We start from the raw sequence: 15,066 nt of genomic DNA, 5'->3' as shown, positions 1-15,066 counted from the left end.
AAATCCGGTCCGGCCGGCCTTTCCTTGACACATTCTGCCGCGCCCCCGGCGGCTGTGGAATGCGCACCAGGTGGAACAATCGCTGCCGCCCTCAACACAGTGACGACACCGGGTAATCCGTCCTGCGCACCTGGCCGTTCGGAGGTCTGGGACCGTCTGTCCGGGACATAAGATCCGTTCGACGCGGAGATTCCGTCACAGAACTGTGGAGGGTCCATGGCACAGGAAGAGAACGCCGGTAAGCCGATGCTGGCTCTGTGGAGCGTTCCACGGAGCCGGTCCACGGCCTTTTTCCGGGTGATGGGGGAGCGCGGCGACCTCGGCGTCGTGCACGAACCGTTCTCCTACCTGGCCGAGTTCGGCAGGTGCGAGGTGGGGGGGCGGGAAACGGCCACCGAGGACGAACTCGTGGCGGCGCTGCGCGACCTGAACCGGGAGCGGCGTGTCTTCTTCAAGGACACCACCGACGAGCGGTACCCCGGGGTGCTGGCCGATCGGGAATTCCTCGCACGCGATGCCGTCCACACGTTCCTGATCCGGCATCCGAAGAAGACCATCGCCTCCTACCACGCCTTGAATCCGGATGTGCGGCTCCACCAGATCGGGTTCGAAGCCGTTCACGAGCTGTTCGAGGCGGTACGGAACGCGACCGGGCGCACCCCCATGGTCATCGACGGCGACCGGTTCGCCGAGCGGCCGGAGGCGACCGTCAGGGCTTACTGCGACGCGGTGGGGCTGGCCTACGACGCCGGGGCCCTCACCTGGAACAGCGGGGAGCGTGGCGAGTGGGCGCCGTCGGCCCGCTGGCACCGCGACGCGAGCGTCAGCCGTGGCGTGCACACCAAGGAGAACGCCTACGCGATCGACGTGGAGAGCGACGAGCGGCTGGCCGGCTACCTCAGCCACCACCTGCCGTTCTACGAGAAGCTCCTGGCGGAGGCGCTGCCCGCGTAGCCGTGGGGGGAGCCGGCGTTCGCCGTCGGACGTGAGGCACGGACCCGTGTCCGGTCCCGCCGGTGCCGGAGCGAGCCCTGACCCCGCCGGCTCGTCCGGGCGCGGCGGCAGGTGGGGCGTGCATGCGGACGTGCCCTCTGCCGGTCCGGGCGGAGGGTACGTTCCCCGTGCCGCCCGCCGGGTCGCGTCCCAAGATCCAGGGTGCCGCCGAGGGTTCGGGGGTGGTCGGTCCTCCCCGGGCACGGTTACGGGCTGATCCCGCTGATGCCACCGGCCGACCGCCGTCTGCTCCACCGGGCCTGGGCCGCTTCGGCCGCGCGGGACTGGTCATGGTCCGGAGCGGATCGCCACCGGCTTCTGTATGTCGCCGCACGTCCTGCCCGCGGGGGCCGACGGCGGGCGTCGCGCGGGGGCCGGACCGCGGAGCAGGTGGCCCGGTGCGGGCCCCCGCACGGAGGTGGGCGCGCTCCCGGCCGACCGCGCTGCCCCGACGACGACGGCGGCCGGCGGGACCCGCGGCGCACATGCGGCCGGCGGAGGCGTTCAGGCGGCCTGCATGAGACCGGCTCGGTAGGCGAAGGCCACCAGTTGGGCCCGGTCGTGGATGACGAGCTTGGTACGCATGCGGTAGATGTGGGTCCGCACGGTGGTCATCTCGATGCACAGCTTCTCGGCTATGTGCTCCATGGTGCGCCCGCGCGCCATGAGTGTCAGCACCTCACGCTCGCGGGAGGTGAGCGTACTCGCAGATTGCCGCAGCCGTTCGTCGAAGTGCCCGTTGTTCAGCCGGAACCATTCGATCAGGCGCTGCGCGAGCTGCGGGGCGAGGGACATGTACCCCTTCGCCGCGGCGTGCACGGCGGCGACGACCTCGTGGCGGGTCGCGCTCTCGGCCAGCACGCCGTTGACGCCGGCGTGGATGATCCTGGTGAGCATCTCGTCGTCCACGCCCAGGGTGAACGCGATGACGCGCGGTGCCGGACCGCCCCCGTCCTGGCGGAGCTTCTGGATGAGGCCGACCCCTGACAGGCTCACCAGGTCGAGTTCCGTGATGACGACATGGGGGAGGGCCGTACGCGCCAGCGAGACGGCGTCCGTGCCGCTGTCGGTCGCGCCGACGACCTCCATGCCGGGCTCACTGCGGATGAAGCCGCAGATCGCGTCCCGCATGATCGGAAGGCGGCCGCACACGAGAATGCGCTGCGTCGCATTCTGCGGAATCCGTAAGCCCCCGGAGCGCATTCTGCCGGAGGTTCCCGACTCGTCTGTCGCATGGTTGTGAAGCCCATCTTCTGCAGCGATTAAGGTGCCCAATGCGGTTCCCTTGTTCGTCATTTTGAGTTGCAGTGTGCTGGATTCGATGTGCGTTCAGACCGTACGCGTCAATCCCACGAGGTGCTTGCCGTGTTCGCCTTGGTGCCTACACCTGTCGGTCCGACGGTGCGCTTCCGGGCGGCGGCCCCACGAACAAGTGAGCCTACTCCTCCACGCAATTCGACACCCTTCCGGCAAGGCAAAGGAACTCCTTGTCGGGTCCCCCGGCATGCAGTGAACAAACGTGAGCGTCGCACCTATTCCATGATCTTTTCGGAGTGGCCGAATCTCGCACCGCGACCGCGTGTGATCGGCGCGCATTATTCCCAGCTCGTGGCCCATTGCGGCGCCGGCGGCCGGACCGTGTGCCGGGTGGCGTGTTTGTTTCGGAGGTAAGCGGGACGTTGACCCGTGCCATCACCGTGCTCCCCGGCCTCCGAGCAGAAGCGCGGTTCTGTTGCTGGTCCGCCCTCCTCGCCACGGCCTAGCGTCCTGATCGGACTCATTTCTCGCGGCCTCGGAGGCCGCTCGCGGCATCGGCCGCGCGTGACGGGAGCGAGTGGGAATGACAGCGACCACACATCAGAAGGCGGGCGACGACCGCCCGGCGCACGCGAATGCCCGGAACACGCAGCGGTCTCCCGGCGGCGGACTGCCGGGCGACGAGGACGGCTTCCGCGGGGTGGTGCACCACGCGGTCGCCGCCCAGGTGGCCCGTCGCCCCGGCGCGACGGCCGTACGCATGGCCGGGAGCGACGGGGCCGGCCTCACCTACGCCGGTCTGGAGGAACGGAGCAACCGGATCGCCCACCACCTTCTGACCACGGGAGTGCGCCCCGGGGACGTGGTCGGGGTGAACCTGGAGCGGTCGCTCGACATGGTCACCACCCTGCTGGCGATCCTCAAGTGCGGGGCGGCCTATCTCGCCCTGGACCTGAGGTATCCGGCCTCCCGGCGCCGCGACGTCCTGGCCGACGCCGGCGCGCGGGCCGTCGTGACGCGGACCGCGTTCGCCGGGGACCTCGCCGGGAGTTGCCGGACCGTTCTGCTGGACGGAGAGGACGAGGTGATCGGCCGGTGCCCGCCGACCACCCCTGAGGTGCGCGTCACCACCGATGACGTCGCCTACGTCGCCTACACCTCCGGTTCCACGGGCAAGCCCAAGGGGGCCGCCGTCCCGCACGCCGGTGTGACGCGCCTGGTGGTGGAGCCCGACTACCTGGACATCGCCGACGACGACGTGTTCCTGCTCTTCGCCCCGCTCGCCTTCGACGCCTCCACCCTGGAGATCTGGGGGGCTTTGTGCAACGGCTGCACTCTGGTCGTACAGCCCCCCGGCGAGCCGTCGCTGCGGGAGCTGGCGGCCGGGGTCGCCGCGGAAGGGGTCACGATCCTCTGGCTGACGGCCGGGCTGTTCCACCAGATGGCGGACGGGCCGGTCGCCGCGATGACCTCGTTGCGTGCGCTGCTCGCCGGCGGTGACGTGCTGTCGCCGGCCCATGCCGAGCGCGTTCTTGCGGCCCTCCCCGGGGTGCGGCTCATCAACGGCTACGGACCGACCGAGAACACCACCTTCACCTGCTGCGGAACGGTCCGCACACCGGTCGAGTCGCCGCTGCCCATCGGCCGCGCGATCCGCGGCACCCGTGTGTACGTGCTCGACGACGATCTGGAGCCGGTGCCGGACGGCGCGGTGGGCGAGCTGTACGCCGCCGGGTCCGGTGTGGCGCTCGGCTACCTGAACCGGCCCGCGCTCACCGCGGAGCGCTTTCTCCCGGACCCCCGCACGGCGCACCCCGGCCGGCGGATGTACCGCACCGGGGACCTCGTCAGGCGCCGCCCGGACGGCGTGATCGAGTTCCTGGGGCGGGCCGACAAGCAGGTGAAGATCCGCGGCTTCCGTATCGAACCGGGCGAGGTGGAAGCGGTGTTCACCGCCGACGAGACGGTGGCGGACGCCGTGGTGGTCGGGCAGTCCTCGCCCGGCGGCAAGATCCTGGCCGCGTTCGTCGTGCCCGTGCCCGGCCGCACCCCTGACCTCGCCCGGCTGCGGGCCGAACTCTCCGACCTCCTGCCGTCCTACGCGGTGCCCGGCTCGGTCACCCTGCTGGAGTCCCTGCCGCTCACGGCGAACGGGAAGGTCGACCGGGCCGAGCTGGAACGCCCCCGTACCCGGCAACGCCCCGCGGACCTGGACGCGCCCCTGCGCCTGCCCGACGGCCCACTCGGCTCGCGGCTGACCTCGCTGTGGCAGGAGGTCCTCGGTGTCGAGGGCATCGGCGTCGACGACGACTTCTTCCAGCTCGGGGGCAACTCCCTGCTCGCCGTGCGCATCGTCGAACAGGTCAACCTCGCGTACGACAGCGATCTGACGATGCGCCAGTTCTATCTTGCCCCGACCGTGGCCGGTCTCGCCGCCACCGTCACCGACGACAATCCCTCCGAGGAGGAATGACCGTGCCTCGTTCCCGCTGGCTGCTGCGCGACCCGGACCCGGAGGCCGCCACCCGCCTCTTCTGCTTCCCGTACGGCGGCATGGGCGCCTCCATGTACGCCGCGTGGCCGCGGCGCATCGGTGCGACGGGCGTGGTGGTGCTCCAGCCTCCGGGCCGGGAGAACCGGATGCGCGAACCGCACCCCGCGACGTTCGAGGAGTTCGCGGATGAGGCCGCAGCCGCCCTGGAGCCCTACCTGGACCGGCCGTTCGCCTTCTTCGGGCACTGCGCCGCGAGCCTGCCCGTGCATGCCACCGCCCGCCGCCTGGCCCGTGACGGCCTGCCGGCACCCGAGCGCCTGTACGTCTCCGCCCAGCTCCCTCCGCACCTGTGCCCCAGCGACCGGTTCCTCGAACTGGACCGGCGGGGGCTCACGGACGAGCTGAGCCGCATCGCCCGCGCCCTGGGCCAGGAGCCCTCGCCGCTCCTGCTCGACCTGGCCCTGGACGTACTGGAGGGCGACCTGGAAGCCAGTCGTCACTACACGATGTCGGCTCCCGAGAGGCTGCCGAGTGCCATCACCGCCCTGCACTGGCGGCAGCGCCCGGAGATACCGCGCGCGGCCATGGAGGCGTGGTCCGCTTACACCGGTGAGTTCCGCCTCGTTGACATGGACGGCGACCACCACGCCTTCATGGCGGCCCCAGGCCCCCTGGTCGACCTCGTCGGGACCGATCTCGCCGACGCGTCCTCACGCCTGGCGGCGGTCTCCCCGCACCCCGCCGCCGACGGCGGGAACGCGTGAACGCCCCCGCGAGGCAGTCCCTCGCCATAGCGGACGTGGTCGGGACGACCCGCCGGCTCATCCGCCACGACACCACCAACCCGCCCGGCGAGACGGCCGCGTGCACCATGTGGCTGCGTGACCAGCTCTCGGACGCCGGGCTGCACACGCGTGTCCTGGCCGGTGACCGGGACCGGCCCAACCTGGTGGCCCGGCTCGAGGGGCGGGGGGAGGCGCCGCCCCTGGTGCTGCACGCCCACACCGACGTGGTCCCCACCGCGGGGCAGCCCTGGAGCCGTCCCGCCCACAGCGGCGACCTCGTACCCGACGGCCGCGGCGGCCAGGAGGTCTGGGGGCGCGGCGCGGTCGACATGAAGGGACCGTTGGCGATGATGACGGCGGCCCTGCACCGCCTGAGCGTAGGCGGCGAGCCGCCGGCCGGGGACATCGTGTTGGCCGTGGTCAGCGACGAGGAGTCCGGCTCCACCGCGGGCGCCTCGTACCTGCTCCGCGAGCATCCCGAACTGTTCGCCGGAGCCCGCTACGCGATCGGCGAGGAGGGCGGTGCGGGGCTCGACCTGGGCGGCGCGCTGCGTGTGCACCCCGTCGTCGTGGCGGAGAAGCGGGCCTGCTGGCTGCGTGTCACTCTGCGGGGGCCCGCCGGACACGGCTCGCGGGTCGCCGGCCCCGACACCGCCGTGCGCCGGCTGACCCGCCTGCTGTCGGCCCTGGAGCCGGGCGGACTGCCACCGGTCATCACCCCGGTCGTCGAGCAACTCCTCACCGCACTGGCCAGCCGGCTGCCCGGCCCCGCGGCCGCGGGGCTCGCACGACTGCGGGAGAACCCCGCGGACCCCGCCGCACTGGACGCCCTGCCCGCCCGCGACGCCCAGTACTTCCGCTCGGTCATCCGCCATTCGGTCAACCCCACGGTCCTGCGGGGAGGCGTCGCCACCAACGTTCTGCCGGCCGAGATCGACGTCGAACTCGACGGCCGTCTCCTCCCCGGCCCTTACCCGCCGGAACGGTTCGTCGCCGACCTCTCGGAGCTGGTCGGATTCCCCCTCGACGCAAAGATCCTGGTGCTCGGCGAGGAGATGCCGCCCCCGGTTCTCGACGGCTTCTACGACACCCTGGCCGGCATCCTCGCCGAGAAGGACCCCGGCGGCGTGCCGGTACCGATGATGACGACGGCCTCGACCGACGCCCGCCTCTTCGCCCAGCTGGGCATCACCTGCTTCGGCTGGACCCCTTTGCTCCTGCCGGCCGGGGCCCCGCACCGCTGGCTGCTGCACGCCCCCGACGAACGGGTTCCGGTGGACGCGCTGCGGTTCGGAGCGGACTGCTTCGAGACGCTGCTGAGGCGTTACCGGTGAGCGGCCGCGTCCTCACCGTCACCGGGGCCGGCCCGGCGGCCCGCCGTTGGGCGGACCGGGTCGCCGCGCTGACGAGAAGGGCCTTCTCGGACACCGGCGAGATCGCCGGACTGCCGTGCCCCGACGGGGCCGGCGACGAGGCCGCGCCGCTCCTCGACGAGCTCGCCGCCGGCGACGCGTTGTGGATCGCGCTCAGCCCCTCGGCCGAGATCACCGGTGCGATGCGGGTGACCGGCACGGAGGACGGGTCCTGGTGCGTCCACCGCGTGGTCGTCGACCCCGCCCTGCGCGGCGGCGGGGTCGGCCGCCTCCTGCTGTCGACGCTGGAACGAGCCGCAGCCGACCGGGACATCCCCGCCATCCGCCTCAACGCGGTCGTGGAACGCGGACTGCCCCCTCTCTACGCCCGCCTGGGCTACCGCGTCACAGGGCTGGAACCGGGGCCCGGTAAACCGCTGAGCGAACTGGTGATGGAACGCAGCCCCGGCTCCCCGGGCATCCCGGCGCCTCTCGCCGAAGAATGGATCTGGCCCGCTCTCCTGCCCACCGTCAGCTGGTTCGTCCTGGCGGGAGAGGTGTACGCGGTCACCGGCCGCCACCGCGGTGTCGCCGACGCGGCCCGTGGCGGCGCCGACGCGCTGGCCGCGCACCTCGGGCCGGACGCACCGGTCCGTTACGCGGGCACCGATGCCCACATGAACCCCCACCCGGCGGATCACGCCTGCGAACCTCCGGCCCCTGGAGGGCTGCCACTCGACACCCACATCACCCGGTACGCCGGTCCCCGTGAACGCCTCCCGACACACGTCATGCCCCGCACCGCCGACCCGTGGCGGTTCGCGGTCTGGCGCTACAACCCGGGTCGCGAGGCCCGGATCGCGCCCCGCCCGCACGGACGGGCCGTGCCATCCACACGCGAGGAGATGATCCCGTGACCGCAGACCCGACGGCGGCGGCCGTACACGCCCCGCCCGCCGCCGTACCGACCCAGCTGGACCTACGGCCCCACCTGGACAACACCGGTGTCACCCGCCCCGACGACCTCGGTGCCGGAGCCTTCAACGTCTGGGCGAACACCTTTCCCGCGCAGCACCTGCCGCAGGCCGACGCGGACGGCACGGTCGACGTCGGCGGAGTGCGCTTCCGGTTCCCCGCGCAGACCGAGGGACCGGACAACCTGCGCTGCTCCGGGCAGCGACTGGACGTGCCGAAGGGCCGGTACGACTGGATCTACCTGCTGGCCGCCGGTGAACGCCGCACCGAGGACGTCCTCCACCTGCACTTCGCCGACGGCACCACCGACCCCGAATGGCTCCGGGTGCCCGACTTCTGGCCCCAGACACCACCCCACTTCGGCTTCACGTCGGGCATCACCTTCCCCGTCATGCACTACCCGCGGCACATCCAGCGCGACATGGGTCCGTCCTTGTGGCGGGTTCGCGTTCCTGTACCGCGCGAGGCCGAACTCGCCGGGATCCGCTTCCCGTACAACCCCGCGATCCACGTTTTCGCTCTCACTCTGTCCGCCACCGCCGGCGCCCGGACCGAGAGGGTGGTGGCCTGATGCGCGTCGTCCTGGACCGCGTCACCCCCTGGCGCCACGATCTCGCCGGATGCCTGCACGCCTGTGCGGGCACCCTCCTCGCCCAGGGCGGCCACTCGCCGCTCGACGCCCTCGGCTCCGGATGGCACTTCCTCTACCGCCAGGGCGACTTCCGTCGCGAGGAGTACTACCTCCCCCTGGCCCCCGACCGGTCCCTGTTCGGCACCCTGGCCCCGCACCACCCGGTGGACAGCGTCTGGCACCGCCCGATGGATGCCGACGAGGGATGGCGGCAGGTGCGCGAGGCGTTGCTCCGGGGCACACCGGTGGCGGTGGCCGTCGACAATTACTGCCTGCCGTTCCGCCCCGCCTACCGGGACGTGCACGCCAACCATCTGATCATCGTGTACGGCTTCGACGACGAGCGCGGCACCGCCCGGGTCATGGACACCGTCCCGCCCCGCTTCGACGGTGACATCCCCCAGTCGGTCCTGCGCGCCGCCCGCGGTTCGGGCAACCGCGGGGAACACGAGCGGGACATGTTCTTCGCCGACCAGGACATCTCCCACCGCTGGCTCGAACCCCGCCTGGGAGAGCCGGTCCCGGCCCCCGACCGGTCCGCCGTCGCGACCTCGCTGCGCCGCAACCACCAGGGCTTCACGACCGGTGAGGTCGGACCTCACTACACCGGGCTGCCCGGGATGACCGCCTTCCTGACGGACGTCGAGGCGCGGTACAGCGCCGGGCAGCCCGTGGCGGACGAGCTGTTCATCGTGGCCGGCGCCACCTTGGCGAACACCGCACTGCACGCCGAATGGCTGCGTACGACGGGGAGCAGGCTCTCCGTCCCCGCCCTGGCAGAACTGGGCCGGGACGTCGAACGCCTCGCCCACCACTGGACCGCGGTACGCATCCTGGCCGCCCTCACCCGCGGGCACGAGGTGTCCTCGGACAGCCTGACCCGGCGCCACCGCGACCTGCTGCTCGACCACGCACGTGTGCTGTCCGCCATGAGCGACCTTCTGGAGGAACTGTGACCGCAGCTGTCGACTCCCGTCTGGCCATGCTCGGAGGCCCCCGCAGCGTTCCCCGCGGCAGGCGGATCCCGGCCTGGCCCCGGGTGACGCCCGACGACGAGGCGGCCGTCCTGCGCAGTCTGCGCAGCGGCGCGTTCACCGCGGCGGCGGCCGGGGAGACGGAGATTCCGGCCCTGGAGGCGGAATGGGCGCGGTACGTGGGCACCGGGTACGCACTGGCCGTCAGCAACGGCACCGCCGCCCTCTCCCTGGCTCTCGCCGCCGCCGGGGTGCAGCCCGGCGACGAGGTGGTCGTACCGGCACTGAGCTTCGTCGCCAGCGGTATCGCCCCGCTCCACATCGGGGCGACCCCGGTGTTCGCCGACATCGACCCGGAGACGTTCAACGTCGATGCCGCATCCGTGGCCGCCGCACTCACCTCCCGTACCCGGGCTGTCGTCGTTGTCCACCTCCACGGTCTCCCGGCGGACATGGACGAGATCCTGGCCCTGACCGAACCGCTGGGCATTCCCGTCGTCGAAGACGCCGCACAGGCCCACGGCGCCCTCTACCGCGGGGCGCGGGTCGGCTCCCTGGGTCTGGTCAACTCCTTCAGCCTCAACGTCAGCAAGAACCTCGCCACCTGCGGCGAGGGAGGGCTGGTCAACACCGACGACCCCGACGTGCACCGACGCGCCCTGGCACTGAGGCAGTTCGGCGAAGTCATCGAGAGCGGCAAGCCGCGCCTCTACGTGTCGCACGCCCTCGGCTGGAACCACAAGCCCAGTTCGCTGCAGTGCGCGTTCACACGCAGCCAGCTGAGCCGCTTCCCGGACGACGCGGCGACCAGGGACACCAATGTGCGCGAGTTCCTGAGCCGGCTGCGGGATCTCCCCGGCCTGCTGGTCCCGAGCGTCCCCGACGACCGCACCCACGCCTGGCACATCCTGCGCTTCCGCCTCGACCCGGAAGCCTTCGGGCTGCCCGCCGCGATGACGGGGCCGTTGCGGGCCGCTGTCATCCGGGCCCTGCGTGCCGAGGGTGTTCCGGCGGCGATGTACCAGCACCTTCCGCTGCCCGCCCAGCCCGTGTTCCGCCGGCCGCTGGACACCGTCGGGTACCCGCCAGGCGCACTGCGGGCCGTACAGGGCTGGAGCCCTCACGACACCCCCGCCACCTGCCGGGTGATCGAGGGTTCCTTCGTCATCCAGAAGGCGCACCTGCACCCCGACGCGGCGCCCCTGCTGGATCTGTACGCCCAGGCGGTACGGAAGGTCTGGGCGGAGCGGGACGTCCTGGTCGGCTACGCCCGGGACCTGCCCTACCAGACGCCCTGGGAGCAGAAGGACGAGACACCGTGGTGAGCGGCGGCGCGCGGCCCGGCCGGTCGGACCCCGCCCTCCCGGAGGGCGGTGGGCGGACCGAGCCGTTGCTGGACGGCACCTCGCGGATCGCCGACGACACGGCGCTGGCGGCCGTGCTGGCGACCGGGGCCGGGCGCGTCCTGCTCGCTCTGCGGGCCGAGCACACCGGTGCCCCACCGCAGGACTTGGCCCGCCTCGGTGACGCGGGAGCGCAGCGCCACCTGGCCGCCGCCCTGCGGCAGCACCGGCCGGCCGACGCGGTGCTGTCCGAGGAGGGGGCCGACGACGCGGGCCGGCTGAATGCCTCCCGGGTGTGGATCATCGATCCCCTGGATGGTACGCGGGAGTTCTCCGAAGCGTGGCGGAGCGACTGGGCGGTCCACGTCGCCCTGTGGGAGGAGGGACGGCTGACCGCCGCGGCCGTCGCCCTGCCCGAGCGGGGCTCCCTCCTCACCACGGCGCCGGTGCCCGGTCCCCGGCGCCGGACCGGGCCCCGGGCCGAAGGCCCCGGCCCGGGGCGGGGGCTGCGTCTCGCGGTCAGCCGCAGCCGGCCCCCCGCGCTCATCGGCCCCGTGGCGCGGCGACTCGACGCCCGGCTGGTTCCCATGGGATCGGCCGGCGTGAAGATCGCCGCGGTGATCGAGGGGACGGCCGACGCCTACATCCACGCCGGTGGCCAGTACGAATGGGACTCCGCCGCCCCGGTGGCCGTCGCCGTCGCCCGCGGACTCCACGCCTCCCGCATCGACGGCTCACCCCTGCGCTACAACCAGGCTCACCCGTGGCTGCCCGATCTCGTCGTCTGTCACCCCGGTGACCACGTCCGCATCCTTGCCGCCCTCGCCGATGTGACACCCCCTGCGACGGAGACGCCCTCATGAGCGAGACCGAGACCGGGAACGAGACCGGGAACGAGACCGGGAACGAGACCGAGACCGAGACCGGGAACGAGACCGAGACCCGGACCACTGCTGTCGGCGTACCCGACGGCACGGACACGACCGATCACGCGGGGACGGACCCGAGCCGGACCAAGGGCGCCACCGTGTGGCTGACAGGTCTGCCCAGCGCGGGCAAGACCACGCTCGCCTTCGCGCTGGCCGGCCGACTGCGTGCCGAGGGCCGGAGGGTGGAGGTCCTCGACGGCGACGAGATGCGCACCTTCCTGTCGGCCGGACTCGGGTTCGGCCGACAGGACCGCGACACCCACGTCGGCCGGATGGGCTTCGTCGCCGAACTGCTGGCCCGCAACGGCGTGCTGGCCCTGGTCCCTGTCATCGCACCGTACGCCGACGGCCGGGAGGCCGTACGCCGACGGCACGCCGCCTCGGGCACACCGTACGTACAGGTGCACGTCGCCACGCCCGTCGAGGTGTGCTCGGTGCGCGACGTCAAGGGTCTGTACGCCCAGCAGGCGGCGGGAGAGATCTCGGGACTCACCGGCGTGGACGACCCGTACGAGGAACCTGCCGCACCTGACCTGCGCATTCCGACGCAGCATCTGACCGTGGCCGAGTCCGTGGCAGCCATCCACGCACATCTCGACGAGAGGAATCTCGCATGACAACGACCGCGCGGCTCGTCGCCCCGGCCGCCGCGACCCAGAGCGTCCCCACGCACCTGGACGCGCTGGAGTCGGAATCCGTGCACATCTTCCGCGAGGTGGCGGGGGAGTTCGAACGGCCGGTGATCCTCTTCTCCGGCGGCAAGGACTCCATCGTGATGCTGCACCTGGCGCTGAAGGCGTTCGCGCCGGCCCCCGTCCCGTTCTCCTTGCTGCACGTGGACACCGGGCACAACTTCCCCGAGGTCCTCGACCACCGGGACCGCACCGTCGAGAAGCACGGGCTGCGTCTGCACGTCGCCTCCGTCCAGGAGTACATCGACAACGGCACCCTGCGCGAGCGCCCCGACGGCACCCGCAACCCCCTCCAGACGGTCCCGCTCACCGAGGCGATCCAGCAGCACCGCTTCGACGCCGTCTTCGGCGGCGGCCGCCGCGACGAGGAGAAGGCCCGCGCCAAGGAACGCGTCTTCTCCCTGCGCGACGAGTTCTCCCAGTGGGACCCCCGCCGCCAGCGTCCCGAACTCTGGCAGCTCTACAACGGACGCCACGCCCCCGGCGAGCACGTCCGCGTCTTCCCCCTCTCCAACTGGACCGAACTCGACGTCTGGCAGTACATCGCCCGCGAGGACATCGAACTCCCCGGCATCTACTTCGCCCATGAGCGGCCGGTGTTCAAACGGTCGGGTATGTGGCTCACCTCCGGTGCCTGGGGAGGGCCCTCGGAGTCCGAACGGGTGGAGACCCGGCTCATCCGCTACCGGACCGTCGGCGACATGTCCTGCACCGGCGCCGTCGACTCCGACGCGACCTCGCTCGCGGCCGTCATCGCGGAGATCGCCTCCTCCCGGCTGACCGAACGAGGCGCCACACGCGCCGACGACAAACTCTCGGAGGCCGCCATGGAAGACCGCAAGAGGGAAGGGTACTTCTAGCCATGACCGCACCGACGGTTCGTACCGCGGCCGATTTCACGGACCGCGCCACCGGGACGCTGCTGCGCTTCGCGACGGCGGGCTCGGTCGACGACGGCAAGTCCACCCTGGTGGGCCGGCTGCTGCACGACTCCAAGTCCGTCCTGGCGGACCAGCTGGAGGCGATCGAGCACGCCTCCCAGGACCGGGGACAGCAGACGCCCGACCTCGCCCTGCTCACCGACGGCCTGCGCGCCGAACGCGAGCAGGGCATCACCATCGACGTCGCCTACCGCTACTTCGCCACCCCGCGGCGCCGGTTCATCCTCGCCGACACCCCAGGACACGTGCAGTACACCCGGAACATGGTCACCGGGGCCTCGACCGCGGAACTGACGGTGATCCTCGTCGACGCCCGCAACGGCGTCGTCGAGCAGACCCGCAGGCACGCCGCCATTTCGGCCCTCCTGCGCGTACCGCACGTCGTGTTCGCCGTCAACAAGATGGACTTGGTCGGCTACCTGGAACCGGTGTTCACGGCGATCACCGAGGAGTTCGCCGCCTACGCCGATGCGCTCGGTATCCCGGAGGTGACCGCCATCCCCATCTCGGCCCTCACCGGGGACAACGTGGTGGACCGTTCGACGACCATGAGCTGGTACAGCGGCCCGACCGTTCTGGAACACCTGGAAACGGTGGTCGTCGACACGGACACGGAGACGTGCGGCGCCCGGTTCCCCGTGCAGTACGTCATCCGCCCCGGGACGCCCGACCTGCCGGACTACCGGGGATACGCCGGGCAGATAGCGGTCGGCTCGTTCCGCGTGGGGGAGCGGGTCGTCGTTCTTCCCTCGGGCACCACCACCACGATCGCCGGGATCGACCTGCTGGGCGAACCCGTCGACGTGGCGTCGGCGCCCTGCTCGGTGACGCTGCTGCTGGCGGACGACATCGACATCGCCCGAGGCGATCTCATCGTGCCCGTCGACGGAGCCCCTCCCCTCACGCGGGACGTCGGGGCGACGGTCTGCCACGTGGCCGACCGACCCTTGACAGCCGGTCAGCGGGTCCTGCTCAAACACACCACCAGGACGGTCAAGGGGATCGTCGACGAGATCACCTCCCGGCTCGATCTGGACGATCTGTCCGGCGGGCACCGCCCCGATCGCCTCGTGGCCAACGAGATCGGTCAGGTGCGGATCAGGGTCGCCGAACCGCTGGCCCTGGACGGGTACGCGGACTCACGGCGTACAGGCTCGTTCCTGCTGATCGATCCCGGTGACGGTATGACACTCGCCGCGGGTATGGCCGGGCCGTGAGGTCCGCATGGCTCAGGGGCGACGCCCTTCTCCGCCCGTCACTCGCAACGGCACGCCGGAACGGCCTCCGTGAGTGACGGGCCGCGGGAACGTCCCCCCATGACCGCCGGACGTGTTGTGGGACGTGATGCGCTGACCAGTGTCCGGAAAGTCCCGGAAAAGTCCCAGGGGTGCCCAACGAGTCCCCTCCTGCCCTGTATTCGTGCAGTGCAGGAGGGGACCGGCGGTGCTCTTCCAGAGAGCTCTCAGATGTCCCGGAAGAGACCAGCCAGCGGTGACCTGCCACGAGTTGTTTCACGCCCCTGCTGGTTGGTGGGGCTGGAAGTCCCAGGGAACTCCCTCGGCTAACGGTGCCCTTTCGGTTCTACTCGGCGTCGGGCGGAGCCCAGTCGCCGAGACCTTGGCGCTAGGCCGTTTCGTTCAGATCATCCGATCGTTGGTCTGGTTGTGCCGTTGACTGACGCGCAGTGGGCGCGGATCGAG

Annotated in this window: 13 protein-coding genes; 12 read left to right on the top strand and 1 reads right to left on the bottom strand. The window is 71.6% G+C overall.

The window, feature by feature from the left end:
- Positions 1–216: 216 nt before the first annotated feature.
- Positions 217–954, top strand: coding sequence for a sulfotransferase family protein (locus tag Q0994_RS24855; protein WP_299538449.1), 738 nt, complete (start codon positions 217–219; stop codon positions 952–954).
- A gap of 543 nt (positions 955–1,497) precedes the next feature.
- On the opposite strand, the gene Q0994_RS24850 is transcribed toward Q0994_RS24855, so the two are convergent.
- Positions 1,498–2,124 carry a response regulator transcription factor gene (locus tag Q0994_RS24850; RefSeq protein WP_363325572.1) on the bottom strand — a complete coding sequence of 209 codons (627 nt, stop codon included), beginning with the start codon at positions 2,122–2,124 and terminating at the stop codon, positions 1,498–1,500.
- 709 nt (positions 2,125–2,833) lie between these two features.
- On the opposite strand from Q0994_RS24850, the gene Q0994_RS24845 reads away from it, so the two are divergent.
- The 11 genes from Q0994_RS24845 to Q0994_RS24795 are packed head-to-tail and all read left to right on the top strand — an operon-like array spanning position 2,834 to position 14,583.
- Complete coding sequence (locus tag Q0994_RS24845; RefSeq protein WP_299538447.1) at positions 2,834–4,723, top strand: non-ribosomal peptide synthetase; 1,890 nt, start codon at positions 2,834–2,836, stop codon at positions 4,721–4,723.
- On the top strand, positions 4,720–5,508 hold the full coding sequence (locus tag Q0994_RS24840) for a thioesterase II family protein (protein ID WP_299538446.1): 789 nt from the start codon (positions 4,720–4,722) through the stop codon (positions 5,506–5,508). Before Q0994_RS24845 ends, Q0994_RS24840 begins: the two co-directional genes overlap by 4 nt.
- The gene (locus Q0994_RS24835; protein ID WP_299538445.1) at positions 5,505–6,863 is read left to right on the top strand and encodes a M20/M25/M40 family metallo-hydrolase; all 1,359 of its coding nucleotides are present in this window, start codon (positions 5,505–5,507) and stop codon (positions 6,861–6,863) included. The genes Q0994_RS24840 and Q0994_RS24835 overlap by 4 nt, the downstream gene beginning before the upstream one ends.
- Complete coding sequence (locus Q0994_RS24830) at positions 6,860–7,798, top strand: GNAT family N-acetyltransferase (protein ID WP_299538444.1); 939 nt, start codon at positions 6,860–6,862, stop codon at positions 7,796–7,798. The genes Q0994_RS24835 and Q0994_RS24830 overlap by 4 nt, the downstream gene beginning before the upstream one ends.
- Positions 7,795–8,427: a hypothetical protein gene (locus Q0994_RS24825; RefSeq protein ID WP_299538443.1), complete on the top strand. Its 633-nt coding sequence runs from the start codon at positions 7,795–7,797 to the stop codon at positions 8,425–8,427. The genes Q0994_RS24830 and Q0994_RS24825 overlap by 4 nt, the downstream gene beginning before the upstream one ends.
- Positions 8,427–9,443 carry a BtrH N-terminal domain-containing protein gene (locus tag Q0994_RS24820; protein WP_299538442.1) on the top strand — a complete coding sequence of 339 codons (1,017 nt, stop codon included), beginning with the start codon at positions 8,427–8,429 and terminating at the stop codon, positions 9,441–9,443. The genes Q0994_RS24825 and Q0994_RS24820 overlap by 1 nt, the downstream gene beginning before the upstream one ends.
- On the top strand, positions 9,440–10,786 hold the full coding sequence (locus Q0994_RS24815; protein ID WP_299538441.1) for a DegT/DnrJ/EryC1/StrS aminotransferase family protein: 1,347 nt from the start codon (positions 9,440–9,442) through the stop codon (positions 10,784–10,786). Before Q0994_RS24820 ends, Q0994_RS24815 begins: the two co-directional genes overlap by 4 nt.
- Positions 10,780–11,667: a 3'(2'),5'-bisphosphate nucleotidase CysQ gene (locus Q0994_RS24810; protein ID WP_299538439.1), complete on the top strand. Its 888-nt coding sequence runs from the start codon at positions 10,780–10,782 to the stop codon at positions 11,665–11,667. The genes Q0994_RS24815 and Q0994_RS24810 overlap by 7 nt, the downstream gene beginning before the upstream one ends.
- Positions 11,664–12,350 carry an adenylyl-sulfate kinase gene (gene cysC / locus Q0994_RS24805; RefSeq protein WP_299538438.1) on the top strand — a complete coding sequence of 229 codons (687 nt, stop codon included), beginning with the start codon at positions 11,664–11,666 and terminating at the stop codon, positions 12,348–12,350. Before Q0994_RS24810 ends, cysC begins: the two co-directional genes overlap by 4 nt.
- Entirely contained in the window at positions 12,347–13,285 is a 939-nt protein-coding gene (gene cysD / locus Q0994_RS24800) for a sulfate adenylyltransferase subunit CysD (RefSeq protein ID WP_299538437.1), read from the top strand. Before cysC ends, cysD begins: the two co-directional genes overlap by 4 nt.
- A 2-nt stretch (positions 13,286–13,287) precedes the next feature.
- Positions 13,288–14,583 (top strand): sulfate adenylyltransferase subunit 1, encoded by a 1,296-nt coding sequence (locus Q0994_RS24795; RefSeq protein ID WP_299538435.1) that lies wholly within the window; start codon positions 13,288–13,290, stop codon positions 14,581–14,583.
- Positions 14,584–15,066 lie beyond the last annotated feature (483 nt).

Origin of the sequence: uncultured Streptomyces sp. (genome assembly GCF_947488945.1) — a bacterium.
Taxonomy (GTDB): domain Bacteria; phylum Actinomycetota; class Actinomycetes; order Streptomycetales; family Streptomycetaceae; genus Streptomyces.
Note: the sequence above shows the minus strand (reverse complement) of the source record. Positions and strands in the feature narration are given on the sequence as shown.

What these genes read in the sequence shown, in the direction of transcription:
- Q0994_RS24855 (WP_299538449.1), top strand. Translation starts at nt 217, where the DNA reads ATGGCACAGGAAGAGAACGCCGGTAAGCCGATGCTGGCTCTGTGGAGC.
- Q0994_RS24850 (WP_363325572.1), bottom strand. Translation starts at nt 2,124, where the DNA reads ATGCGGGACGCGATCTGCGGCTTCATCCGCAGTGAGCCCGGCATGGAG.
- Q0994_RS24845 (WP_299538447.1), top strand. Translation starts at nt 2,834, where the DNA reads ATGACAGCGACCACACATCAGAAGGCGGGCGACGACCGCCCGGCGCAC.
- Q0994_RS24840 (WP_299538446.1), top strand. Translation starts at nt 4,720, where the DNA reads ATGACCGTGCCTCGTTCCCGCTGGCTGCTGCGCGACCCGGACCCGGAG.
- Q0994_RS24820 (WP_299538442.1), top strand. Translation starts at nt 8,427, where the DNA reads ATGCGCGTCGTCCTGGACCGCGTCACCCCCTGGCGCCACGATCTCGCC.
- cysC (WP_299538438.1), top strand. Translation starts at nt 11,664, where the DNA reads ATGAGCGAGACCGAGACCGGGAACGAGACCGGGAACGAGACCGGGAAC.
- cysD (WP_299538437.1), top strand. Translation starts at nt 12,347, where the DNA reads ATGACAACGACCGCGCGGCTCGTCGCCCCGGCCGCCGCGACCCAGAGC.
- Q0994_RS24795 (WP_299538435.1), top strand. Translation starts at nt 13,288, where the DNA reads ATGACCGCACCGACGGTTCGTACCGCGGCCGATTTCACGGACCGCGCC.